This is a genomic window from Pseudomonas sp. NFIX28 (assembly GCF_900107395.1).
Lineage (GTDB): Bacteria > Pseudomonadota > Gammaproteobacteria > Pseudomonadales > Pseudomonadaceae > Aquipseudomonas.
Genome location: NZ_FNPW01000004.1, coordinates 289,391 through 310,115, shown reverse-complemented (window position 1 = coordinate 310,115; position 20,725 = coordinate 289,391). Strand labels below are relative to the sequence as shown.

The following is a 20,725-nucleotide window of genomic DNA, read 5'->3' as shown; positions in this document are numbered from 1 at the left end:
CGGGGCGCCCGCGTTTCAGGCGGGTGGCGCCGAGGGCCTTTACAGCTGTCACATCCACCGTCAAAGAAACCCCGGTGATTTCGTCAGGCTAACGCAAACCTTTGATTTTGCTTGTGGTCTGCTGCATTGTGCGCCCGGCGTCACGGGTATAAACTTTGCAAACTTTACACAGAGGCCACTAACGGTTCGTTTGGAACTGTTCAGTCAGCATGAAACCGATTCAGCTGCCCCTAGGTGTGCGTCTGCGTGATGACGCCACCTTCATCAACTACTACCCAGGCGCCAATGCCGCAGCACTCGGCTATGTCGAGCGGCTTTGCGAAGCCGACGCCGGCTGGACCGAAAGCCTGATCTACCTCTGGGGCAAGGATGGGGTGGGGCGCACGCACTTGTTGCAGGCTGCCTGCCTGCGGTTCGAGCAGTTGGGGGAACCAGCGGTCTATCTGCCGTTGGCGGAATTGCTGGATCGCGGTATCGAAATCCTCGACAACCTGGAGCAGTACGAACTGGTCTGCCTGGATGACTTGCAGGCTGTGGCGGGCAAGGCTGACTGGGAAGAGGCGCTGTTCCATTTGTTCAATCGCCTGCGTGACAGCGGCCGGCGCCTGTTGATCGCGGCTTCGACTTCCCCGCGGGAGCTGCCGGTGAAGCTGGCGGATCTCAAGTCGCGCCTGACCCTGGCGCTGATCTTCCAGATGCGTCCGCTCTCCGACGAAGACAAATTGCGCGCATTGCAGTTGCGCGCCTCGCGTCGCGGGCTGCACCTGACCGACGAGGTCGGGCACTTTATCCTGACGCGCGGTACCCGTAGCATGAGTGCTCTGTTCGAACTGCTGGAGCGTCTCGATCAGGCCTCTTTGCAGGCTCAACGCAAGCTCACCATTCCCTTTCTGAAAGAAACCCTGGGCTGGTAAGTCGCCGACGATAGTGGCTTTTTGGCATATTCCAGGCGCCAGAAAACCGCATCCGGACGCAAATCCAGAAGCGCGAGCGTTTAAAATGGGCTTAAGGCCTTAGATGTAATCGAGAAACCGATAAGTCACATTTCAATCGATTGAATTTGCAAATGAGATCGATAAAAGGCATAGTCTCGACTTCTTTATAACTTAAGCCACGGTCGTGCCCATGCTGAAGCGCTTCGCACCCCTCGTGCCTCTTGCACTCGTTACCCTGTTGTTTGGCTGCGCTACTCACTCTCCAGTGAGCCAACAAGAGCAACAACAGGTTCAAAACTCTTCAAAAGCCCAGTCTTCCACTGTTTTCCAGGAAGAGCTGGCAACCGAAAAAGAACTCGCCGAGTTCGCTGACAGCAAGCCTTATCAGCTGCCAGTGCTGGCCGACAGTATCCTCGAACGTGGCATGTCCCTGATCGGTACCCGTTACCGTTTCGGCGGTACCTCCGAAGCCGGTTTCGATTGCAGCGGTTTCATCGGTTACCTGTTCCGTGAAGAAGCCGGCATGAATCTGCCGCGCTCCACCCGTGAAATGATCAACGTTGACGCTCCGCTGGTTGCACGTAACAAGTTGCAGCCGGGCGACCTGCTGTTCTTCGCTACCAACGGCCGCCGCGGTCGCGTAAGCCATGCCGGCATCTATCTGGGCGATGACCAGTTCATCCACTCCAGCAGTCGCCGTAGCGGTGGCGTGCGGGTAGACAGCCTGGGCGACAGCTACTGGAGCAAGACTTTCATCGAAGCCAAGCGCGCCCTCGCCATGGCCCCGACTGTGGTCACCGCGCGCAAATAAGCCGACGTTTTGTAAGGCAAAGTTAAAGTCTTACTTGAAGTTTGGTGCGTAGACGCTAGAATTCCGATCTATTGTTGAAAACTAACCGCGTAAGCCTTGCTTACGCGGTTTTGTTTTCGGCCTCACGGCAGAGAAAGCCGCATTCAGATCAGGATTGTTCTGCATATGTCGAAGTCGGCCCGCCTTGCATTGATCGCTCTCGCCGCGCTGCTCAGCGCGTGTGCCAGCCGTACCCCGCTACCCGCGCCTGTGGTACGTGCTCCCGTTTTCAATACTCCCCAGACCTTTTCGCCGGCTGCCGAAGACGTGCTGTTTCGTGCGTTGGGCCTGGTGGGCACGCCTTATCGCTGGGGCGGCAATACGCCGGATTCCGGTTTCGATTGCAGTGGCCTGATCGGCTATGTCTATCGCGATGCGGCCGGTATTTCACTGCCGCGCTCGACCCGCGAAATGATCGGCATGCGGGCGCCGAATGTCGGCAAGAACGCCTTGCAGACCGGTGACCTGATATTTTTTGCCACCAATGGCGGTTCCCAGGTCAGCCACGCCGGCATCTATGTCGGTGAAGGCCGCTTCGTGCATGCGCCGGCCACCGGCGGCACGGTGAAGCTGGACAGCCTGTCCAAGGCCTATTGGCAAAAGGCCTACCTGAGCGCCAAGCGCGTACTGCAGCCAGAGCATCTGGCGCATAACCCTTAGGTCTATTCCTTTGTCGAGGTTGCCATGACCGCTCGTACCCTCAACCTCGACGACGCCCTCTATGATTACCTGCTCGACGTTTCCCTGCGCGAAACGCCGTTGCTGCGCCGTCTGCGCGACGAAACCCAGGCGCTGCCCATGGCGCGCTGGCAGGTGGCGCCGGAGCAAGGGCAATTCCTCGCGTTGCTGGTCAGCTTGATCGGTGCCAGGCGGGTGCTGGAAGTGGGCACTTTCACCGGCTATAGCGCCTTGTCCATGGCCGCGGCCCTGCCGGAGGGTGGCCGGCTGATCTGCTGCGATATCCCGGGCGACTATAACGCCACCGCCCGCCGCTACTGGCAGGAGGCCGGGGTCGCCGGGCGCATCGAGTTGCGCCTGGCGCCCGCCCTGGAGACTTTGACGCGGATCGAGCAGGAAGAGGGCGTGGGTGGTTTCGATCTGATTTTCATCGATGCCGACAAGGCCAACTACCCGGCCTATCTGGAAAGCGCCTTGAGGCTGCTGCGCACGGGCGGACTGGCGGTGTTCGATAACACGCTGTGGAGCGGCCGGGTGCTGGAGGACAATCCCCAGAGCGAAGACACCCGGGCCATCCAGGCACTCAATCGCGCCTTGAAGGATGACCCGCGTGTCGATCTGTCGCTGCTGCCCCTGGGCGATGGCTTGACCCTGTGTCGCAAGCGCTGAAACCTATGGCGCCTTGGCTGCCGACACGCGCCAGACCTTGTTGCCGACATCGTCGGCCACCAGCAGCCCGCCTTGCTTGTCGATCACTACGCCGACCGGCCGGCCCATGGCTTTCTCATCGGCGCTGAGGAAGCCGGTGAGGACATCCACCGGTTGGCCCGTCGGCTTGCCATTGGCGAACGGCACGAAGATGACCTTGTAGCCGCTGAGGGGCTTGCGGTTCCACGAGCCATGCTGGCCGATGAACACGCCTTGGGTGAACGGCGCTGGCAATTTGCTGCCCTGGGCGAATGCCAAGCCCAGAGAGGCAGTGTGCGGACCGACGGCATAATCCGGAGCGATGGCCTTGGCCACCAGGTCCGGATTCTGCGGGGTGACTCGCACATCGACATGCTGGCCGTAATAGCTGAATGGCCAGCCGTAAAAGGCGCCGTCCTTGACTGAGGTGATGTAGTCCGGCACCAGGTCGCTGCCGATCTCATCGCGTTCGTTGACCGCCGTCCACAACTGGCCGCTGTTTGGCTCCCAGTCCAGGCCGTTGGGGTTGCGCAGGCCTGAGGCGAAGATCCGTTTCTGGCCGGTGGCACGGTCGACTTCCCAGATGGCGGCACGACCTTCTTCCTGATCCATGCCGTTTTCGCCGACGTTGCTGTTGGAGCCGACCGTGACGTACAGCTTGCTGCCGTCCTTGCTGGCAATCACGTTTTTGGTCCAGTGATGGTTCAGCTTGCCGCCAGGCAGGTCGACCACCTTGGTCGGCTGGGCGCTGATCCTGGTATCGCCCTCCTGGTAGGGGAAGCGCAGCAGGCGATCGGTATCGGCGACGTACAGGTCGTTACCCACCAGCGTCATGCCGAACGGCGAGTTGAGGTTTTCCAGGAACGCCGTGCGGGTCTCCGCCACGCCGTCGTGGTCCTTGTCCCGCAGCAGCGTGATGCGGTTCGGGCTGGGTACGCCGGCGCCGGCGCGGTTCATGATCTTGCTGGCAATCCAGCCACGCAAACCTTTCCCGTCGTCGGGTGTAGCCGGGGCGTTGGTCTCCGCCACCAGTACGTCGCCATTGGGCAGCACATACAGCCAGCGCGGATGTTCCAGGCCCTCGGCGAATGGCACTACCTGGGTGCCGGCGGCGGCTATCGGCTTGGCGCCTTCCGGCCAGCCGATCGCGGGCGCGATGTTTACGGTCGGGATCAGGGTTTTGTTCGGTTCGGGCAGCTTCGGCGAAGGGCCTGTACCGTCGGATACCTGGAGTCTGGAGGTTTCGCCGCAGGCGGCAAGGCCTGCGGCGATGGCGATAAGGATTGCGTAGTGAGGCTTGAGCATGCTGATTTCCCTATGAGTGCACGGCTTCTGTGTAGTCATAGAGAAGCACAGATGGGCAATGGTTCCAGCCGCTCAGCGTGCTTCCTTGAACAGCACGGCAACGCCGGGATGATAGTTGCCGGCTTCGTTGCGCAATTTGCGGTAGGCGTATGGGAAATACCAGGCCACGGCGCAGCAATGTTCCTTTTGCAGGTCGTCGACCATGTCCTGCAATTCTTCCGGAGTGGCGCTGTGTTGGGTTTTCTGCGGCGTGACGAACAGGCAGCCGAGTTTCAGGTCGCTGGGGTAACTGGCCTTTTTCGCGTCGCTGGCGGCATCCAGCAGTGGCTGGGTCAGGTGCAGGCTGTTGACCCGGGGCCAGCGCTGGGTGGCCTGGATGTAGACCCGTTCTTCCTGCGTGGCGATGTACAGGTCGGTGCGGCCGTTGCGGTCGCCATCCTCGAGCTGTTTTTTGCTGGGGGTGTGCTCCAGGGTGACCATCTCCGCCATCCAGGCCGCGGCCGAGAGCAACCCCAGGTTGGCTTTTTCATCGAACCAGTAAGGGCTTTCGTTATCGCCGCGCACGGCGTTGTAGCGGTCGATGCAATCGAACCAGCGTTCCAGGGCGGGGCGCAGGAATTCCAGTTTCGGATTGCTGATGATCATCCCTTGCATCGGACTTTTCCTATTATTGTTGAGATTCTGGAGTTTTTTAACGCGATTATGGCTATTTGATATCACTGCATTGAGTGTGGCACAAGATTGGCGTCATGTTTCCGATAGGCAGGTTGTTCGTCGATCTGCCTGGCCCCGGCTTTAATTGACGCTCCACCCCCAACCCTCTAACCTTCGCGACTTGTTTCAGGTGCTCTGTGGCCTTGGGTCGACAGAGTGAAACAGGGAAGCCGGTGAGTACGCGTGCCAACAGCGCACGCCTGACGATTCCGGCGCTGCCCCCGCAACGGTAAATGAGTCAAGACTGCGCCTGATGCCACTGTGTCGACTGTCGACATGGGAAGGCGCGCAGTTGGGCAACCAAGCCACTCACAAGCCCGGAGACCGGCCTGATCCATCCAACGGCATCACGGTGGGCGATGCCAGGCTTGCGCCGTCTATTCCTATTCCTGCCCCCCGTTATCCAGCCCCAACGGAGAGCTGCCCCATGACTGAATCCCCCGATCGTGACGAGCGCCACCTGGCGCGCATGTTGCGCAAAAAAGCCGTGATCGATGAACGCATCGCCAATTCGCCGAACGAATGCGGGTTGCTGCTGGTGCTGACGGGCAACGGCAAAGGCAAAAGCAGCTCGGCCTTCGGCATGCTCGCCCGCGCCATGGGCCACGGCATGCAATGTGGCGTGGTGCAGTTCATCAAGGGCCGCAACAGCACCGGCGAGGAATTGTTCTTCCGGCGCTTCCCGGAGCAGGTGCGCTTCCATGTCATGGGCGAAGGCTTCACCTGGGAAACCCAGGACCGCCAGCGTGACATCGCCGCGGCCGAAGCGGCCTGGGCGGTTTCCCGCGAACTGCTGAGCGATCCGAAGATCGGCCTGGTGGTGCTCGATGAACTGAACATCGCCTTGAAACATGGCTACCTCGACCTGGACCAGGTGCTCAGCGACCTGCAGGCCCGGCCGCCGATGCAGCATGTGGTGGTCACCGGGCGTGGCGCCAAGCCGGAAATGATCGAGCTGGCCGATACCGTCACCGAAATGGGCATGGTCAAGCATGCCTTCCAGGCCGGGATCAAAGCGCAAAAAGGCGTCGAACTGTGAATGATGCCCGTCATTGCCCGGCGGTACTGATTGCCGCCCCGGCTTCCGGCCAGGGCAAGACCACCGTGACCGCCGCGCTCGCCCGCCTGCATCGCAATCAGGGGCGCAAGGTGCGTGTATTCAAGTGCGGCCCGGACTTTCTCGACCCGATGATCCTCGAGCGCGCCAGCGGTGCGCCGGTGTATCAATTGGACATGTGGATGGTCGGCGAGCAGGAAAGCCGCCGCCTGTTGTGGGAGGCCGCCGGCGAGGCGGACCTGATCCTGATCGAAGGCGTGATGGGGCTGTTCGACGGCACGCCGTCCAGCGCCGACCTGGCGCGGCATTTCGGGGTGCCGGTGCTCGCGGTGATCGATGGCACGGCCATGGCCCAGACTTTCGGCGCCCTGGCGCTGGGGCTGGCGCGTTACCAGGCGGACTTGCCGTTCGCCGGGGTGCTGGCCAACCGGGTCGGCACCTTGCGCCATGCGCAGTTGCTCGAAGGCAGCCTGACCGAGGGGCTGCGCTGGTACGGCGCGCTGTCCCGGGAGACCGGCATCGAACTGCCTAGTCGCCACCTGGGGCTGGTGCAGGCCAGCGAGCTCAATGATCTGGACCTGCGCCTCGATGCTGCCGCGGCCGCCCTGGCAGGCAGTTGCGAAGTGGCCTTGCCGCCCGCCGTGGCGTTTGCCGCTCCGCAGAGAGTGGCCGCCGAGCCGCTGCTGGCCGGTGTGCACATCGCCGTGGCTCGCGACGAAGCCTTTGCCTTTACCTATGGCGCCAGCCTGGATCTGTTGCGGGCCATGGGCGCCGAGCTGAGCTTTTTCTCGCCAATCCATGACACGGCGCTGCCGGAGGTGGACAGCCTGTACCTGCCGGGCGGTTACCCGGAGCTGCATCACCGGGCCCTGGCGGCGAACGGCTCGATGCTGGAGGCGATCCGCGCGCACCATGCCGCTGGCAAACCCCTGCTCGCCGAGTGCGGCGGCATGTTGTATCTGCTCGATTCCCTGACCGATGTCGACGGCGAGCGTGCCGAACTGCTGGGCCTGTTGCCCGGCGATGCGGTGATGCAGAAACGCCTGGCGGCCCTGGCCCTGCAAGCGGTGGAGCTGCCGGAAGGTTCGTTGCGCGGGCATACCTACCACCATTCGTTGACCAGCACCGAGCTTGCGCCGATCGCCCGGGGCCTGAGCCCGAATGGCGGGCGCGGGGCGGAAGCGGTTTACCGCCAAGGACGCATGACCGCCTCCTATGTGCATTTCTATTTCCCGTCCAACCCCGAAGCGGTGGCAGCCCTGCTGGCGCCGGCAGGAGCGAGCGTGCTCGGGCAGCGCCCATGAGCGACAACGCCTTTTCCGCGGCCGAACGCGACGCGGTCTATCGCGCGATCGCCGAGCGCCGTGACATGCGCCACTTCGTTGGCGGCACGGTCGAGCCGCAGGTCTTGCGTCGCCTGCTGGAGGCGGCGCACCAGGCGCCGAGTGTCGGCCTGATGCAGCCCTGGCGGTTTATCCGTATCAGCGACCGGCCGTTGCGCGGGCAGATCCAGCAACTGGTGGAAGAGGAGCGGGTGCGCACGGCGCAAGCCCTGGGCGAGCGCTCCGATGAGTTCATGAAGCTCAAGGTCGAAGGCATCAACGACTGCGCCGAAGTCTTGGTGGCAGCGCTGACGGACGACCGTGAGCGGCATATTTTCGGCCGCCGCACCTTGCCGGAAATGGACCTGGCCTCGCTCTCCTGCGCCATTCAGAACCTGTGGCTGGCGGCTCGCGCCGAAGGGCTGGGCATGGGCTGGGTGTCGCTGTTCGAACCGGCTGCCCTGGCCGAGCTGCTTGGCCTGCCGGCTGGGGCCAAGCCCCTGGCGGTGTTGTGCCTGGGCCCGGTCGGCGAGTTTTACCCGGCGCCGATGCTGGTGCTCGAAGGCTGGGCGCGGGAGCGTCCGCTGAGTGAATTGCTGTATGAAAATTATTGGGGAGTGAGTCAATGAGTGTGGCGTTGCTGAGTGTCGCCGGGGTGGCGCTGGACGCGTTGCTGGGCGAACCCAAGCGCTGGCATCCGCTAGTGGCGTTCGGCCGTTTTGCCGATCGCATCGAGCAACGCTTCAACTCCGGCGGTCGCGGCTGGCGCAGCCATGGCGTCACCGCCTGGGTCATCGCCGTGTTGCCGTTGACCCTGCTGGCGACGCTGTTTTCCTGGCTGCCCTACATCGGCTGGTTGTTCGAGATCCTGGCGCTTTACTGTGCCCTGGGCCTGCGCAGCCTCGGCGAGCATGTCGAGCCGGTGGCCCAGGCCTTGCGCAGCGACGACCTGGACCTGGCGCGGCAACGGGTCGGTTATCTGGTGAGCCGGCAGACCAGTGAGCTGGACGCCACTGAAGTCGCCCGCGCGGCCACCGAGTCGGTGCTGGAAAACGGCAGCGACGCGGTGTTCGCCGCCCTGTTCTGGTTCGCCGTGGCCGGCGCCCCGGGCGTGGTGCTCTATCGCCTGAGCAACACCCTGGATGCGATGTGGGGCTATCGTAATGAGCGTTTCGAGCGGTTTGGCTGGGCGGCGGCGAAAATCGACGACCTGCTCAACTATATTCCGGCCCGGTTGGTAGCCCTGACTTACGCCTTGCTGGGCAAGACCCGCCTGGCGCTGAAATGCTGGCGCCGCCAGGGGCCGACCTGGGACAGCCCGAATGCCGGGCCGGTGATGGCGGCCGGCGCGGGTGCCCTGGGCGTCGAGCTGGGCGGCGCAGCGATCTATCACGGCGAGCTGCACCAGCGCCCGCAGTTGGGTGAGGGCGCGGCGGCCGACGCCTCGTCCATCGATCGCGGCTGGCAACTGGTGCAGCGCGGGGTCTGGCTGTGGCTGCTGATTCTCTGCGTGGGAGCTGAATTCTATGCTTGAGCACGGTGGTCGCCTGCGCAAGGCGGCCGAGCAATACGGCATCGCCGAGGCCGATTGGCTGGACCTGTCCAGCGGCCTGGCGCCCTGGCCGTGGCCGATTCCCGAGATTGGAATGCGAGCCTGGGCGCGCTTGCCGGAAACCGACGATGGCCTGGAGCAGGCGGCGCGCGATTATTACGGCGCTACCCATGTACTGCCGGTGCCCGGCTCCCAGGCGGCGATCCAGTTGCTCCCGCGCTTGCGTCGCGCCGGCAAGGTCGGCGTGCTGTCGCCTTGTTATGCCGAGCATGCCGAAGCCTGGCGCCGCAACGGCTACATCGTGCGTGAAGTGCTGGAGCAGGAAGTGGACTTCTTCCTCGACAGCCTGGACGTGCTGGTGGTGGTCAATCCGAACAACCCCACGGGCTTGAGCCTGACCCCGGAGCGCCTGCTGGACTGGCACGCGCGCCTGGCGCAGCGCGGCGGCTGGCTGGTGGTCGACGAAGCCTTCATGGACAACACGCCGCAACTGAGCCTGGCGGCCCAGGCCGATCAAGTGGGGTTGATCGTCCTGCGCTCCTTCGGCAAGTTTTTTGGCCTGGCCGGTGTGCGGCTGGGGTTTGTCCTGGCCGAGCGCAAGCTGCTCAAGCTGCTGGCCGAACAGGTCGGCCCCTGGGCCGTCAGCGGGCCGACGCGGGTGCTGGGCCAGGTGTGCCTGCGCGACAGTGAAGGCCATGCGCGGCAGCGGGTGCGCAGCGAAGCGGCGAGCCTGCGTCTGGCGCAACTGCTCGAACGCCACGGTCTGAAGCCCCACGGCGGCTGCGCGCTGTTCCAGTGGCTGATCACCGACCGCGCCGAGTTGTTGCATGAATTCATGGCGCGCCGGGGCATCCTGCTGCGGCTGTTCACCCACAACAGCAGCCTGCGCTTTGGCCTGCCGGCCGACGAAGCCGACTGGTCGCGTCTCGAACAGGCCTTCGTCGCCTACGCCAAGGAATATCCATGACCACCTTGATGGTGCAGGGCACCACTTCCGATGCCGGTAAAAGCACCCTGGTGACGGCTCTCTGCCGTTGGCTGGCACGCCAGGGTGTCAGCGTCGTGCCTTTCAAGCCGCAGAACATGGCCCTCAACAGCGCCGTGACCGCCGACGGCGGTGAGATCGGCCGGGCCCAGGCGGTGCAGGCACAGGCCGCGCACCTGGAGCCACACACCGACATGAACCCGGTGCTGCTCAAGCCCAACAGCGACACCGGGGCCCAGGTGATCATTCACGGTCGTGCGGTGACCACCATGAACGCCGTGGCCTATCACGACTACAAGGCCATCGCCATGCAAGCCGTGCTGGCTTCCCACCAACGCCTGAGCGCGGCTTATCCGGTGGTGATGGTAGAGGGCGCCGGCTCGCCGGCGGAGATCAACCTGCGGGCCGGGGATATCGCCAACATGGGCTTTGCCGAAGCGGTGGACTGCCCCGTGGTGTTGATCGCCGATATCAACCGTGGCGGGGTTTTCGCCCACCTGGTAGGCACCCTGGAGCTGTTGTCGGCGAGCGAGCAGGCGCGGGTCAAAGGTTTCATCATCAACCGTTTTCGCGGCGATATCGCCCTGTTGCAACCGGGCCTCGACTGGCTCGAAGCGCGTACCGGCAAACCGGTGATCGGTGTGCTGCCCTACGTGCTGGACCTGCATCTGGAAGCCGAGGACGGCATCGACCAGCGCCAGGCCGACAAGGCCGGGCAGGTGCTGAAAGTGCGGGTGCCGGTGTTGCCGCGCATCAGCAATCACACCGACTTCGACCCGCTGCGCCTGCACCCGCAGGTGGACCTGCAATTCATCGGCCCTGGCCAGGCGATCGGCCCGGCCGACCTGATTATCCTGCCCGGCTCGAAAAGCGTGCGCAGCGACCTGGCGTACCTGCGCGCCCAGGGCTGGGACACGGCCATCGCCCGGCATCTGCGCTACGGCGGCAAGCTGCTGGGCATCTGCGGCGGTTTGCAGATGCTTGGCGAGCAGCTGCACGACCCTTTGGGGTTGGAAGGCGCGCCAGGCTCCAGCGCGGGGCTGGGACTGCTGGCGTTCGAAACGGTGCTGGAACAAGAGAAGCAGCTGCGCAACGTGCGCGGACGCCTGGCGCTGGAGGAGGCCGAGGTCAGCGGTTATGAGATCCATGCCGGGGTCACGACCGGGCCAGCCCTGGAACTGGCCGCCGTGACCCTGGACGACGGCCGCTGCGACGGCGCGCGCAGCGTCGACGGGCAGATTCTCGGCACTTACCTGCACGGTCTGTTCGAGGCGCCGGCGGCCTGTGGTGCATTGCTGCGCTGGGCGGGCTTGCGCGAGGTGCAGGAGGTCGATTACCACGCCTTGCGCGAGCGCGATATCGAGCGCCTGGCCGACCTGGTGGAACAGCACCTGGACACCGAGCACCTGCGCCAGCTGTGCGGGCTTTAGAGCTTCGGCGCCGGCATTGCCGCGCCGCTGTGGCTGTACCTCAATTCAAGGGTTTCCAACATGTTGCAATTGATCCTCGGTGGCGCCCGCTCCGGCAAGAGTCGCCTGGCTGAAAAGCTTGCCGGCGAGAGCGGCCTGGCCGTGACCTACATCGCCACCAGCCAGGCGCTGGACGGCGAGATGAACCAGCGCATCGCCCATCACCGCGAACGGCGCCCGGCCGAATGGGCATTGATCGAGGAGCCGTTGGAATTGGCGCGGGTGCTGCGCGAGGCGGCGAGCACCGAGCGCTGCCTGCTGGTGGATTGCCTGACCTTGTGGCTGACCAACCTGTTGCTGTTGGAAGATGCCCAGCGGCTCGCCAGCGAACGCGAAGCCTTGTTGGAGTGCCTGGCGTCGCTGCCGGGAGAAATCATTTTTGTCAGCAACGAGACCGGAATGGGTGTCGTGCCGCTGGGCGAATTGACTCGCCGCTATGTCGATGAAGCCGGTTGGTTGCATCAAGCCCTGGCCGAGCGTTGTCAGCGTGTGGTGCTGACGGTGGCCGGTCTGCCCCTGACCCTGAAAGGAACTGCGTTATGAATGACTTCTGGTGGCTGCGCCCGTGCAAGGCGCTCGACACTCAAGCCCTGGAGGCAGCGCAGTCGCGCCAGCAACAATTGACCAAGCCGGCGGGTTCGCTGGGGCAGCTGGAGCGGGTGGCGGTGCAGTTGGCCGGGCTGCAGGGGCGGGTCAAGCCTGGCCTGGAGCAGCTGTGGATCGCGATTTTCGCTGGTGACCACGGGGTGGTGGCCGAGGGCGTTTCGGCTTATCCGCAGGAAGTCACCGGGCAGATGTTGCACAACTTTGTCAGCGGCGGCGCGGCAATCAGCGTGCTGGCGCGGCAGTTGCGGGCACATCTGGAAGTGATCGACCTCGGCACGGTGACGCCCGGCTTGAACCTGCCCGGCGTGCGGCATTTACAGTTGGGGGCGGGCACCGCGAACTTCGCCCTGGGCCCGGCCATGACCCAGGCCCAGGGCGAGCAGGCCTTGCAAGCAGGGCGTGACAGCGTGCTGCGCGCGGTCGCCCAGGGCAGCCAGCTGTTCATCGGCGGCGAGATGGGCATTGGCAACACCACCGCGGCCAGTGCCGTGGCCTGTGCCTTGCTGGACATTCCGGTGACGCACCTGGCGGGGCCGGGCACCGGGCTGGATGCGGCGGGCGTCAGCCACAAGGCGTGGGTCATCGAGCGCGCCTTGAGCCTGCATGCCGCGCAGCGTGGCGATGCCTTGCAGACCTTGTTCAACCTCGGCGGTTTCGAGATCGCCGCGCTGGTGGGGGCGTACCTGGCCTGTGCCCAGGAGGGCGTGGCGGTGCTGGTCGATGGCTTCATTTGCAGCGTGGCGGCGCTGGTGGCGGTGCGGTTGAACCCTGAATGCCGCCAGTGGTTGCTGTTCGGCCACCGCGGAGCCGAGCCGGGGCATCGGCATGTCCTGCAAAGCCTTGAGGCCGAGCCTCTGCTGGACCTCGGCCTGCGCCTGGGCGAGGGCAGCGGTGCGGCGCTGGCGGTACCCTTGCTGCGCCTGGCTTGCGACCTGCACGGGCAGATGGCGACTTTCGCCGAGGCGGCCGTGGCGGATCGTCCGGCATGAGCTTGCGCCTGGACCTGCTGCGCCATGGCGAAACCGAACTCGGTGGCGGCCTGCGCGGCAGCCTCGACGATGCCCTGACCGACGCCGGTTGGCGGCAGATGCGTGTCGCGGTCACGGGCCAGGGGCCTTGGGATCGGCTGGTGAGTTCGCCCTTGCAGCGCTGCGCGCGTTTCGCCGAGGAGCTGGGTGCGCGCCTGGCGCTGCCGGTGAGCCTGGACCCGGACCTGCAGGAACTGCATTTCGGCGCCTGGGAAGGGCAGAGCGCGGCGGCGTTGATGGCGAGCGACGCCGAGGCGCTGGGGCGGTTCTGGGCCGATCCCTATGCCTTTACCCCACCGCAGGGCGAGCCGGTGCTGGCGTTTTCCGCGCGGGTGCTGGGGGCGGTCGAACGTCTGCATCAGCGTTATGCCGGCGAGCGGGTGCTGCTGGTCAGCCATGGCGGGGTGATGCGGCTGTTGTTGGCCCAGGCCCGTGGTTTGCCGCGCGAGCAGTTACTGAATGTCGAAGTCGCGCATGGCGCCTTGTTCAGCCTGCTTGTCGAGGCGGGTCCGGTGTTGAGCGAAGGAGTCTGAGCGTGCTGCCATTCTGGATCGCCCTGCAATTTCTCAGCAGTTTTCCGGTGCGTTTGCCGGGCATGCCGTTGCCTGAGGAAATGGGCCGCTCGTTGTTGTTCTATCCGCTGGTCGGCTTGCTGTTCGGGGTGTTGCTCTGGGGGCTGAACCAGCTTTTGAGCGGCGCTCCGCTGTTGTTGCATGGGGCGCTGTTGCTGACGGTCTGGGTGCTGCTCAGCGGTGCCTTGCATCTGGACGGGCTGGCCGACAGCGCGGATGCCTGGCTCGGCGGTTTTGGCGATCGCGAGCGCACGCTGACGATCATGAAAGACCCGCGCAGCGGACCGATCGCCGTGGTCACCCTGGGGCTGGTGCTGTTGCTCAAGTTCGCCGCACTGGTGGCCCTGATCGAGCAGCAATCCGGCGTGGCCCTGTTGCTGGCGCCGTTGATCGGCCGTGGCGCCTTGCTGGGGTTGTTTCTCTGCACGCCTTATGTGCGCCCTGGCGGCCTGGGGCAGGCGTTGGCGAATCACCTGCCGCGCCTGGCAGGCAAGTGGCTGCTGGCGTTCACTGCGCTGGTGTGTGTGGGGCTCGGCGGCTATGCCGGGGTGGTGGCGTTGGTGTTGGCGGGGGCGGTGTTCGCCGGCTTGCGCCAGTTGATGCTGCGCCGTCTGGGTGGCACCACCGGGGACACCGCGGGCGCGTTGCTGGAGCTGCTGGAAGTCGCGGTGCTGGTGGGGTTGGCGTTGTTTTAGAAAGAGCCGGTGCGGGTTTTAATTCGTGCGCCTAAGCTGCAAAATTCTTGCTTTCCGATAATCGCGGGTATATACACGCACCATGCTTCCTTCTCAATGTTTGTGCACCAACCTGCGTCGCGCCGCCCGCGGCGTCAGCAGGTTCTACGACGGCGCCCTCGATGGCTTCGGGATCAACGTTGCCCAGTATTCCTTGCTGAGTAACCTACAGCGCCTGGACCAACCGAGCATTTCCAGCCTGGCCGAGGCCATGGGCCTGGACCGCAGCACCCTGGGCCGCAACCTGCGGGTGCTGGAAGGCGAAGGGCTGGTCCGGCTGTCTGAAGGCGAGGATCAACGCAATCGCATTGTCCAGCTGACCGAGGAGGGCCGGCAACGACTGCTGGCCGCCTTGCCGGCCTGGGAAGCGGCGCAGCAACGCTTGATCGACCGCCTGGGTGCAGAGAAACGCGAAACCTTGCTGGCCTTGCTGAACGAACTGGCGTGAACGCCGTTTGTTCGTTGATAAGCGGGTATATACCCGCAAATGGAGAATAACGATGACTTCGATGTGGCGTACCAGCGGTTGGGTTCTTCTGGGGAGTGCGCTGATCCTGGCCTTGTCGCTGGGGATCAGGCACGGCTTCGGGCTGTTCCTACCGCCCATGAGTGCCGAGTTCGGCTGGGGGCGCGAGGTGTTCGCCTTTGCCATCGCCCTGCAGAACCTGATCTGGGGCCTGGCCCAGCCTTTCACCGGCGCTCTGGCCGACCGCTTCGGCGCGGCCAGGGTAGTGCTGATCGGCGGTGTGCTGTACGCCGTCGGCTTGTTGTTCATGGGCTTGGCCGACTCGCCGTTGTCGCTGTCGTTGAGTGCCGGATTGCTCATCGGTATCGGTCTTTCCGGAACCTCGTTCTCGGTCATTCTCGGCGTGGTGGGACGGGCATTGCCGGCGGAAAAACGCAGCATGGGCATGGGGGTCGCCAGCGCGGCCGGCTCGTTCGGTCAGTTCGCCATGCTGCCGGGCACCCTGGGGTTGATCGGCTGGCTGGGCTGGTCCTCGGCGCTGCTGGTATTGGGCCTGTTGGTGGCCTTGATCGTGCCGCTGGTGAGCATGCTCAAGGATCAACCGCTGCCAAGCCTGGGGCATGAACAGAGCCTCGGCGAGGCCTTGCGTGAGGCCTGTTCCCATTCCGGGTTCTGGCTGCTGGCGTTCGGCTTTTTCGTCTGCGGCTTCCAGGTGGTGTTCATCGGTGTGCATTTACCGGCCTACCTGGTCGATCAGCACTTGCCGGCCACCGTCGGCACCACGGTGCTGGCGCTGATCGGCCTGTTCAATATCTTTGGTACCTACACCGCCGGCTGGCTGGGCGGGCGCATGTCCAAGCCGCGCTTGCTGACGGGCCTGTACCTGTTGCGCGCGGTGGTTATCGGCCTGTTTCTATGGCTGCCGGTGACGCAGCTCAGCGCTTATCTGTTCGGCATGGCCATGGGCTTCCTGTGGCTGTCGACGGTGCCGCTGACCAATGGCACGGTGGCAACCTTGTTCGGCGTGCGCAACCTGTCCATGCTCGGGGGCATTGTGTTTCTGTTTCATCAATTGGGCTCGTTCCTCGGCGGTTGGCTCGGCGGGGTGGTCTACGATCGGACCGGGAGTTATGACTTGATCTGGCAGGTGGCGATTCTCCTCAGTCTGTTGGCCGCGGCCCTGAACTGGCCGGTGCGCGAGCGCCCGGTAGCGCGTTTGCAAGCGAGCGCGGCATGAGTCGGATCGGTTTCTGCGGCGCGGGCCTGGCGATCGGCGTCGTGCTGCTGGCGCTGGCCTGGTGGGGCTGGCACCGGGGCGGGCTGGCGCTGATGCAATTGGGCATGGGCGTCTGTTAGGCAGCGCTTGCCAGGACTTTCGCCGGGCGAGTAGTTTTCGCCCTCTGACGGTATTTTCAAGGAGTCGAACTATGTTGGCGCGTTGGCTTGCTGTTCCAGCGGTAATGATGGTGTTGGCCGGTCCGGCGTGGGCGGGCGAATGCCCGTCGTTGTTGCAGGGCTCGCTGCCCAAGCTGCGCGCCAAGGAATCCATCGACTTGTGCCAGCGCTTTGCCGGCAAGCCGCTGGTGGTGGTCAACACCGCAAGCTTTTGTGGCTTCGCCCCGCAGTTCAAGGGCCTCGAGGCGCTGTACCAGCGTTACAAGGACCAGGGGCTGGAACTGGTGGGCGTGCCGTCCAACGACTTCAAGCAAGAGGCCAAGGATGGCGCGGAAACGGCCAAGGTCTGTTATGTGAACTACGGCGTGACCTTCACCATGACCGAGCCGCAGCGGGTCAGGGGCCCGGATGCGGTGCACCTGTTCAAGGTCCTGGCCGAGCAGAGCAGTGCGCCAAAGTGGAATTTCTACAAATACGTGGTCGATCGCCAGGGCAAGGTGATCGCCAACTTCTCCAGCCTGACCAAGCCGGACAGTCCCGAATTGATCGAGGCGGTGGAGAAGGCACTGGCATCCAGGCCCTGAGTGTTATCCGCGATCAATAAAAAAGCCCCCGCATCTTTGGATGCGGGGGCTTTTTCGTTCAGGCCATCAGGCTTTAGAAGCGGTAGGTTGCACCGATACCGAAGCCGTTCGCGCTGTTTTCGTACTCGGAGCTGTAAGACTGGCCGAGCGTATTGTGGTTGTTGACCTTGACCTTCTCTTCCTTCAGGTAGGAATAGGCCACGTCGATGGTCAGGTCTTCGGATGGGCTCCAGCCGGCGCCGAGGCTGAAGATGGTCCGGTCGCCGGTAGGGATGCGTGGCGAACGGTCTTTGTTGTTGGCTGGCGACTGGTCGAAGCTCAGGCCGGTACGCAATACCCACTGCTTGTTCAGCTGGTAGGAGGTACCGATGGCGTAGGCCCAGGTGTCGTGCCAGTTCTGCTCTTCCTTGATGGAACTCAGGGCACCCGGGGCCAGAAGACCACCGGCGCCGGCGGTCACGCCTTCGTTTTGCACGGTGATGTCCTTCAGGCGGCTCCAGCGGGTCCAGGTGGCACCGGCGTAGAGTTTCCAGGCATCGTTGATCTCCTGGGTCACCGACAGGTCGGCCGATTCAGGAGTGGTGATGTCCAGCGACGCATCGTAGCGAGCGCCACGCAGCAGGGCGCTCGGAGTGCCGGCGCCTGGGCTGACTTCGGTGTGGCCTTCCAGCTTGTACTTGACCTTGGAGTGGTAAGTCAGGCCTACGCGAGTGGAGTCGGTTGCCTGGACCAGCACGCCGATGTTGTAGCCGTAGCCAACGTCGTCGCCCTTGATCTGGACATTGCCGTCGTTAGGCGACAGTGGCGTGGTCAGTGCCGATTCCAGGGTGCCGGAAATACGGTTGACGGTCGGGCCAAAACCGATCGATACCTTGTCGTTGAAGGCATAGCTCACGGTTGGCTGGAAAGTGATGACTTTAACTTCGCTTTTGCTGCCGAAGTTACGGCCCTGGAAGCCGCTTTCGTAGTCGGTGATCAGGCCGAAGGGGGCGTAGACACCCAGGCCGAACGCCCACTGATCGTTGATCGGCTTGACGTAGAAGCCCATCGGTACTGCGGTGAAGGGCACCATATCGCCCTTGTTGGTGCCGCTGCGGCTGCCGCTGGCATCGTTGATGTCGCTGGATGCATCAATGGCCGCGATACCGCCAGTGATTTGCTGGCGCTTCAGGCGCGACATGCCGGCAGGGTTACCAAAAACTGTGCTTGCATCATCGGCAGCAGAGGATCGACCGGCGAAACCAGTACCCATACCGCTGATGCTTTGTTCGTTCAGGGCAAAACCACTCGCGAAAAGTTGTGTGGATGCCATGGCAACGGCAAGGCTAACGCTGGTTTTGAGTATTACTTTTTTCATTATTAGAACTCCTGGTGATCACCGGAGCGGAAATTACCAACATTTCCTCCTTAGCGCTATAGGCTGTATGGCTTGAGATAGAGCGGTTTTGTAGGACAATCCAACCAAAATTGCCATTGTTTCCGCGATCTTGCAGAAAGCCTGATCAGCAGGCGACCTGATTCAGCGGTGCAACACAGGTGTGCCAGGCGTCGGCAAAGTCCCGCAAGCGTCCTTGGGGTTGGAAGATGTGTTTCCAGATGCGGGCCATGCCGAGCAAGTCGTCGGCCGCGGGGAGCGGGGTGTTTTGTTCTTCTACCAGCAGCCAGGCGATGGCCGTGGCGTAGCGCAGGTTGACGGTCAATTCCAGGTGCGGTCCGCTGAGGAAGGCATGCTGGCTGGCCAGGCCGCGGACCAGGCTGGCACGTTCCGGGTCCAGGGCCAGGTAATGGTCCCAGAGCGCCTGGTGGCGGGGTTCGGCGATGCGGTACAGGCCATGCCCCCTGCGGTCATGAAGGGCGGAGCCGAGGGCGGATTGGCTGGCGGCAATGCCTAGCAGCAGTGATTCTGCGGTGCGACTGTGGCTGCCCAGATAGAGCAGGGTGGGTCGGATCACGTAGCGGCACAGTTCGCTGGCGGCAATACCCATAAAGCCCTCGAAGCGTGAAAGTGGCCGGCGAGGCCTGATGGGGGAGCTTGGCAGCGGTGGATCGGTCAGACTCGCCGGAAGCGGATCATGCCGCTTGAGTTGAAGTGTAGTGTCATATCGTTGCTGTAAAGGCCTGTTTTTAAAATATTTCCGGCTTCCTGTTATAACCGTTATATCGGAAGGTGCTTTAGCTGAAGCCGGAAAAGCCGAAACAACAGGCAATAAAAAGCCCCGCTACTGAGGCGGGGCTTCGGGTTTCAACGCTCTTGCGTCTCAGGCAGTCAGGGCCTGGCGGGTGCGTTCGATCACCGCTTGCAGCGGCTCGGCGCTGGAATACTGGTCGGGATACAGGCGTTCGCTGTGACGGGCGATACCGTGTTCGTTGACCAGGGTGAAGCTGAAGCAGCCTTTGCGAGCAGCCATGATCAGGCAGTTCATTGGAGCAAAAGCGTTGGTAAGGGTGCGAATGGCATCCTGAGTCTGGATTTGAGTAGACATAGTTATTGGGTGTTCCTACAAATGACACGGTTAAGAACCGTGCAACGTTAAAACGTTCCAGTAACGCCGACCACCATTGGTCGTACGAAGAACCCGACTGGAACAAAGCAGCCAGTTGGAAGCGCTTTATCAAGTGCGCGCTAGGGCTGGCAGGTAGGTACTTAGGAGGGCAGGCAATCACAGCGGGGGGGTAAGGTTCTGACCCCCAGGTGAAGATCCTGATCAATTTGCAGGTTGGTTCGGTCAGAGTAAAAGAGCTTCGCGACATCCTTTGCAATATGTTCAAAGGCGGTGTCGGCGAAAGATTTACCTGGAAACCAGCGAGGTGGTCGATCCCGTGTAGTCGGTAGAAACTTCTCTTCAGGGAAGCTGAACCGGGGGACTTGTTCGACCAGAATTGACTTTCAGCTTGGTACTAACGCTGTGGATGATAACGAATTGATGATCTTGATGCAAGTATGCTAGGAAAATGGTTATGCATGGTCCGGATCGAGCGCATCGGCGCAATCGCCCAGCCATTGGTCAGGGATAAGCGGAAAAACCTGTTACTGGCATTTTCGTCTTGGCTGTTGTTGTTCTGCGAATAGACAAAAAAACTGCGCCGATATAACCGGATCGAGGGTACTTGTGCACAATAGTTGCGCAGGTTGTCACCGAGCTGTCACCTCGGCTGCCAGGGCCTCCAATGCCTGCGATGAAAATTTAAGTCAATGAAAAACATCGGTTTTTTTTACTGGTGAAAAAATCGTCAGTTTGACTGCGGGCCCCGTCCCATGCGGCTTTCGGCGACTTGTAGGGCGGTTGTCCACTGAGTTATCCACAGCTTCTGTGGATTGTCCCAAGCGCTTGCTCTAGCACGGGCGTGCCGACTTTTTTTCGACTTTACGCGTGCGAAAAAAGGAGTAGAGTGGCGCGCCTTCCGATCTGCCCTACAGTGCTTTATGAAGTTTCGCTCAGTGTCACCTTCAGTTACCTCTGCCTCCTCCAGTGTTACCGAACCCAAGCGTTTTTCGTTGCGTGTGGCCATGTGGCTGCTCGATAGCCCGCGCCTGGGTGATAACCGGAACGTCAAGCACTTTGCCGGGCGTTTGCTCAAGCAGCCAGCCCGGGAAGGGGTCGTGGCGGCGCAGAGTCGTCTTGGCCAGCTGATGTGCCGCGAATGTGGCAATGCCCGCGACCGGCGTATCGGTCATGACCTGCTACGCCAGGCCGCACGGGCTGGCGATCGCCGGGCCCAGCAGGCGCTTGACCAGATCGAAGACTGAGCTGTCCAAGCCTCGGTCGCTTGGTTAACCTTCAAGCT

The 20,725-nt window shown here is 63.0% G+C and carries 24 protein-coding genes and 1 riboswitch; of the genes, 19 read left to right on the top strand and 5 right to left on the bottom strand.

Features of this window, described 5'->3' with window-relative positions; genetic code table 11:
• Nucleotides 1–209 precede the first annotated feature (209 nt).
• The 4 genes from hda to BLV20_RS10190 all read left to right on the top strand — a co-directional run bounded on the left by hda (nucleotide 210) and on the right by BLV20_RS10190 (nucleotide 3,132).
• Entirely contained in the window at nucleotides 210–914 is a 705-nt protein-coding gene (gene hda, locus BLV20_RS10205; protein ID WP_007898944.1) for a DnaA regulatory inactivator Hda, read from the top strand.
• Nucleotides 915–1,125: 211 nt separating this feature from the next.
• Nucleotides 1,126–1,746: a C40 family peptidase gene (locus BLV20_RS10200; protein ID WP_092300540.1), complete on the top strand. Its 621-nt coding sequence runs from the start codon at nucleotides 1,126–1,128 to the stop codon at nucleotides 1,744–1,746.
• A gap of 165 nt (nucleotides 1,747–1,911) precedes the next feature.
• Nucleotides 1,912–2,445: a C40 family peptidase gene (locus tag BLV20_RS10195; RefSeq protein WP_092300537.1), complete on the top strand. Its 534-nt coding sequence runs from the start codon at nucleotides 1,912–1,914 to the stop codon at nucleotides 2,443–2,445.
• Between the two features lie 24 nt (nucleotides 2,446–2,469).
• Nucleotides 2,470–3,132 carry a class I SAM-dependent methyltransferase gene (locus tag BLV20_RS10190; protein WP_092300534.1) on the top strand — a complete coding sequence of 221 codons (663 nt, stop codon included), beginning with the start codon at nucleotides 2,470–2,472 and terminating at the stop codon, nucleotides 3,130–3,132.
• Between the two features lie 3 nt (nucleotides 3,133–3,135).
• Here BLV20_RS10190 and BLV20_RS10185 read toward each other — a convergent pair whose 3' ends face one another.
• Together BLV20_RS10185 and BLV20_RS10180 are read right to left on the bottom strand one after the other, a co-directional pair.
• The gene (locus BLV20_RS10185) at nucleotides 3,136–4,455 is read right to left on the bottom strand and encodes a PQQ-dependent sugar dehydrogenase (RefSeq protein ID WP_092300531.1); all 1,320 of its coding nucleotides are present in this window, start codon (nucleotides 4,453–4,455) and stop codon (nucleotides 3,136–3,138) included.
• A 72-nt stretch (nucleotides 4,456–4,527) separates the two neighbouring features.
• Nucleotides 4,528–5,109 carry a hypothetical protein gene (locus BLV20_RS10180; protein ID WP_092300526.1) on the bottom strand — a complete coding sequence of 194 codons (582 nt, stop codon included), beginning with the start codon at nucleotides 5,107–5,109 and terminating at the stop codon, nucleotides 4,528–4,530.
• A gap of 171 nt (nucleotides 5,110–5,280) precedes the next feature.
• A riboswitch (cobalamin riboswitch) is annotated at nucleotides 5,281–5,517 on the top strand.
• Nucleotides 5,518–5,596: 79 nt separating this feature from the next.
• On the opposite strand from BLV20_RS10180, the gene cobO reads away from it, so the two are divergent.
• From cobO to BLV20_RS10115, 14 genes are all read left to right on the top strand, one after another.
• Complete coding sequence (gene cobO / locus BLV20_RS10175; protein WP_016702503.1) at nucleotides 5,597–6,208, top strand: cob(I)yrinic acid a,c-diamide adenosyltransferase; 612 nt, start codon at nucleotides 5,597–5,599, stop codon at nucleotides 6,206–6,208.
• Nucleotides 6,205–7,530 carry a cobyrinic acid a,c-diamide synthase CobB gene (locus BLV20_RS10170; RefSeq protein WP_092300522.1) on the top strand — a complete coding sequence of 442 codons (1,326 nt, stop codon included), beginning with the start codon at nucleotides 6,205–6,207 and terminating at the stop codon, nucleotides 7,528–7,530. Before cobO ends, BLV20_RS10170 begins: the two co-directional genes overlap by 4 nt.
• Entirely contained in the window at nucleotides 7,527–8,177 is a 651-nt protein-coding gene (bluB, locus tag BLV20_RS10165) for a 5,6-dimethylbenzimidazole synthase (protein WP_092300519.1), read from the top strand. The genes BLV20_RS10170 and bluB overlap by 4 nt, the downstream gene beginning before the upstream one ends.
• On the top strand, nucleotides 8,174–9,082 hold the full coding sequence (cbiB, locus tag BLV20_RS10160; RefSeq protein ID WP_092300516.1) for an adenosylcobinamide-phosphate synthase CbiB: 909 nt from the start codon (nucleotides 8,174–8,176) through the stop codon (nucleotides 9,080–9,082). Before bluB ends, cbiB begins: the two co-directional genes overlap by 4 nt.
• On the top strand, nucleotides 9,075–10,067 hold the full coding sequence (cobD, locus tag BLV20_RS10155) for a threonine-phosphate decarboxylase CobD (protein WP_092300513.1): 993 nt from the start codon (nucleotides 9,075–9,077) through the stop codon (nucleotides 10,065–10,067). The genes cbiB and cobD overlap by 8 nt, the downstream gene beginning before the upstream one ends.
• Nucleotides 10,064–11,515 (top strand): cobyric acid synthase, encoded by a 1,452-nt coding sequence (locus tag BLV20_RS10150; RefSeq protein WP_092300510.1) that lies wholly within the window; start codon nucleotides 10,064–10,066, stop codon nucleotides 11,513–11,515. Before cobD ends, BLV20_RS10150 begins: the two co-directional genes overlap by 4 nt.
• Before the next feature lie 60 nt (nucleotides 11,516–11,575).
• Nucleotides 11,576–12,097 (top strand): bifunctional adenosylcobinamide kinase/adenosylcobinamide-phosphate guanylyltransferase, encoded by a 522-nt coding sequence (gene cobU, locus BLV20_RS10145; RefSeq protein WP_092300507.1) that lies wholly within the window; start codon nucleotides 11,576–11,578, stop codon nucleotides 12,095–12,097.
• Nucleotides 12,094–13,149, top strand: coding sequence for a nicotinate-nucleotide--dimethylbenzimidazole phosphoribosyltransferase (gene cobT, locus BLV20_RS10140; RefSeq protein ID WP_092300503.1), 1,056 nt, complete (start codon nucleotides 12,094–12,096; stop codon nucleotides 13,147–13,149). Before cobU ends, cobT begins: the two co-directional genes overlap by 4 nt.
• The gene (gene cobC / locus BLV20_RS10135; RefSeq protein WP_092300500.1) at nucleotides 13,146–13,721 is read left to right on the top strand and encodes an alpha-ribazole phosphatase family protein; all 576 of its coding nucleotides are present in this window, start codon (nucleotides 13,146–13,148) and stop codon (nucleotides 13,719–13,721) included. The genes cobT and cobC overlap by 4 nt, the downstream gene beginning before the upstream one ends.
• Before the next feature lie 2 nt (nucleotides 13,722–13,723).
• Nucleotides 13,724–14,455, top strand: a complete 732-nt coding sequence (locus tag BLV20_RS10130; protein ID WP_092300497.1) for an adenosylcobinamide-GDP ribazoletransferase — start codon at nucleotides 13,724–13,726, stop codon at nucleotides 14,453–14,455.
• A gap of 82 nt (nucleotides 14,456–14,537) precedes the next feature.
• Entirely contained in the window at nucleotides 14,538–14,942 is a 405-nt protein-coding gene (locus BLV20_RS10125; RefSeq protein ID WP_023966547.1) for a MarR family winged helix-turn-helix transcriptional regulator, read from the top strand.
• Between the two features lie 52 nt (nucleotides 14,943–14,994).
• Nucleotides 14,995–16,197 (top strand): MFS transporter, encoded by a 1,203-nt coding sequence (locus BLV20_RS10120; protein ID WP_092300494.1) that lies wholly within the window; start codon nucleotides 14,995–14,997, stop codon nucleotides 16,195–16,197.
• Nucleotides 16,194–16,316: a hypothetical protein gene (locus BLV20_RS31700; protein WP_256577730.1), complete on the top strand. Its 123-nt coding sequence runs from the start codon at nucleotides 16,194–16,196 to the stop codon at nucleotides 16,314–16,316. The genes BLV20_RS10120 and BLV20_RS31700 overlap by 4 nt, the downstream gene beginning before the upstream one ends.
• Nucleotides 16,317–16,387: 71 nt before the next feature.
• Nucleotides 16,388–16,939: a glutathione peroxidase gene (locus BLV20_RS10115; RefSeq protein WP_092300491.1), complete on the top strand. Its 552-nt coding sequence runs from the start codon at nucleotides 16,388–16,390 to the stop codon at nucleotides 16,937–16,939.
• A 73-nt stretch (nucleotides 16,940–17,012) separates the two neighbouring features.
• Here the strand turns inward: BLV20_RS10115 and BLV20_RS10110 are convergent, their stop codons facing one another.
• The 3 genes from BLV20_RS10110 to BLV20_RS10100 form a co-directional block, all read right to left on the bottom strand.
• Nucleotides 17,013–18,296, bottom strand: a complete 1,284-nt coding sequence (locus BLV20_RS10110; RefSeq protein WP_092300489.1) for an OmpP1/FadL family transporter — start codon at nucleotides 18,294–18,296, stop codon at nucleotides 17,013–17,015.
• 145 nt (nucleotides 18,297–18,441) lie between these two features.
• Nucleotides 18,442–18,924, bottom strand: coding sequence for a hypothetical protein (locus tag BLV20_RS10105; protein ID WP_092300486.1), 483 nt, complete (start codon nucleotides 18,922–18,924; stop codon nucleotides 18,442–18,444).
• A gap of 273 nt (nucleotides 18,925–19,197) precedes the next feature.
• Entirely contained in the window at nucleotides 19,198–19,422 is a 225-nt protein-coding gene (locus BLV20_RS10100) for a hypothetical protein (protein ID WP_007927809.1), read from the bottom strand.
• A 941-nt stretch (nucleotides 19,423–20,363) separates the two neighbouring features.
• Here BLV20_RS10100 and BLV20_RS10090 point away from each other — a divergent pair.
• Entirely contained in the window at nucleotides 20,364–20,687 is a 324-nt protein-coding gene (locus tag BLV20_RS10090) for an SEL1-like repeat protein (protein WP_092300483.1), read from the top strand.
• The last annotated feature ends 38 nt before the right edge of the window (nucleotides 20,688–20,725 follow it).

Excerpts from the sequence above, each read along its gene's own strand:
- hda (WP_007898944.1), top strand. The coding sequence starts at position 210 with ATGAAACCGATTCAGCTGCCCCTAGGTGTGCGTCTGCGTGATGACGCC.
- BLV20_RS10200 (WP_092300540.1), top strand. The coding sequence starts at position 1,126 with ATGCTGAAGCGCTTCGCACCCCTCGTGCCTCTTGCACTCGTTACCCTG.
- BLV20_RS10195 (WP_092300537.1), top strand. The coding sequence starts at position 1,912 with ATGTCGAAGTCGGCCCGCCTTGCATTGATCGCTCTCGCCGCGCTGCTC.
- BLV20_RS10190 (WP_092300534.1), top strand. The coding sequence starts at position 2,470 with ATGACCGCTCGTACCCTCAACCTCGACGACGCCCTCTATGATTACCTG.
- BLV20_RS10185 (WP_092300531.1), bottom strand. The coding sequence starts at position 4,455 with ATGCTCAAGCCTCACTACGCAATCCTTATCGCCATCGCCGCAGGCCTT.
- BLV20_RS10180 (WP_092300526.1), bottom strand. The coding sequence starts at position 5,109 with ATGCAAGGGATGATCATCAGCAATCCGAAACTGGAATTCCTGCGCCCC.
- cobO (WP_016702503.1), top strand. The coding sequence starts at position 5,597 with ATGACTGAATCCCCCGATCGTGACGAGCGCCACCTGGCGCGCATGTTG.
- bluB (WP_092300519.1), top strand. The coding sequence starts at position 7,527 with ATGAGCGACAACGCCTTTTCCGCGGCCGAACGCGACGCGGTCTATCGC.
- cbiB (WP_092300516.1), top strand. The coding sequence starts at position 8,174 with ATGAGTGTGGCGTTGCTGAGTGTCGCCGGGGTGGCGCTGGACGCGTTG.
- cobD (WP_092300513.1), top strand. The coding sequence starts at position 9,075 with ATGCTTGAGCACGGTGGTCGCCTGCGCAAGGCGGCCGAGCAATACGGC.
- BLV20_RS10150 (WP_092300510.1), top strand. The coding sequence starts at position 10,064 with ATGACCACCTTGATGGTGCAGGGCACCACTTCCGATGCCGGTAAAAGC.
- cobU (WP_092300507.1), top strand. The coding sequence starts at position 11,576 with ATGTTGCAATTGATCCTCGGTGGCGCCCGCTCCGGCAAGAGTCGCCTG.
- cobT (WP_092300503.1), top strand. The coding sequence starts at position 12,094 with ATGAATGACTTCTGGTGGCTGCGCCCGTGCAAGGCGCTCGACACTCAA.
- cobC (WP_092300500.1), top strand. The coding sequence starts at position 13,146 with ATGAGCTTGCGCCTGGACCTGCTGCGCCATGGCGAAACCGAACTCGGT.
- BLV20_RS10125 (WP_023966547.1), top strand. The coding sequence starts at position 14,538 with ATGCTTCCTTCTCAATGTTTGTGCACCAACCTGCGTCGCGCCGCCCGC.
- BLV20_RS10120 (WP_092300494.1), top strand. The coding sequence starts at position 14,995 with ATGACTTCGATGTGGCGTACCAGCGGTTGGGTTCTTCTGGGGAGTGCG.
- BLV20_RS31700 (WP_256577730.1), top strand. The coding sequence starts at position 16,194 with ATGAGTCGGATCGGTTTCTGCGGCGCGGGCCTGGCGATCGGCGTCGTG.
- BLV20_RS10115 (WP_092300491.1), top strand. The coding sequence starts at position 16,388 with ATGTTGGCGCGTTGGCTTGCTGTTCCAGCGGTAATGATGGTGTTGGCC.
- BLV20_RS10110 (WP_092300489.1), bottom strand. The coding sequence starts at position 18,296 with ATGAAAAAAGTAATACTCAAAACCAGCGTTAGCCTTGCCGTTGCCATG.
- BLV20_RS10105 (WP_092300486.1), bottom strand. The coding sequence starts at position 18,924 with ATGGGTATTGCCGCCAGCGAACTGTGCCGCTACGTGATCCGACCCACC.
- BLV20_RS10100 (WP_007927809.1), bottom strand. The coding sequence starts at position 19,422 with ATGTCTACTCAAATCCAGACTCAGGATGCCATTCGCACCCTTACCAAC.
- BLV20_RS10090 (WP_092300483.1), top strand. The coding sequence starts at position 20,364 with ATGAAGTTTCGCTCAGTGTCACCTTCAGTTACCTCTGCCTCCTCCAGT.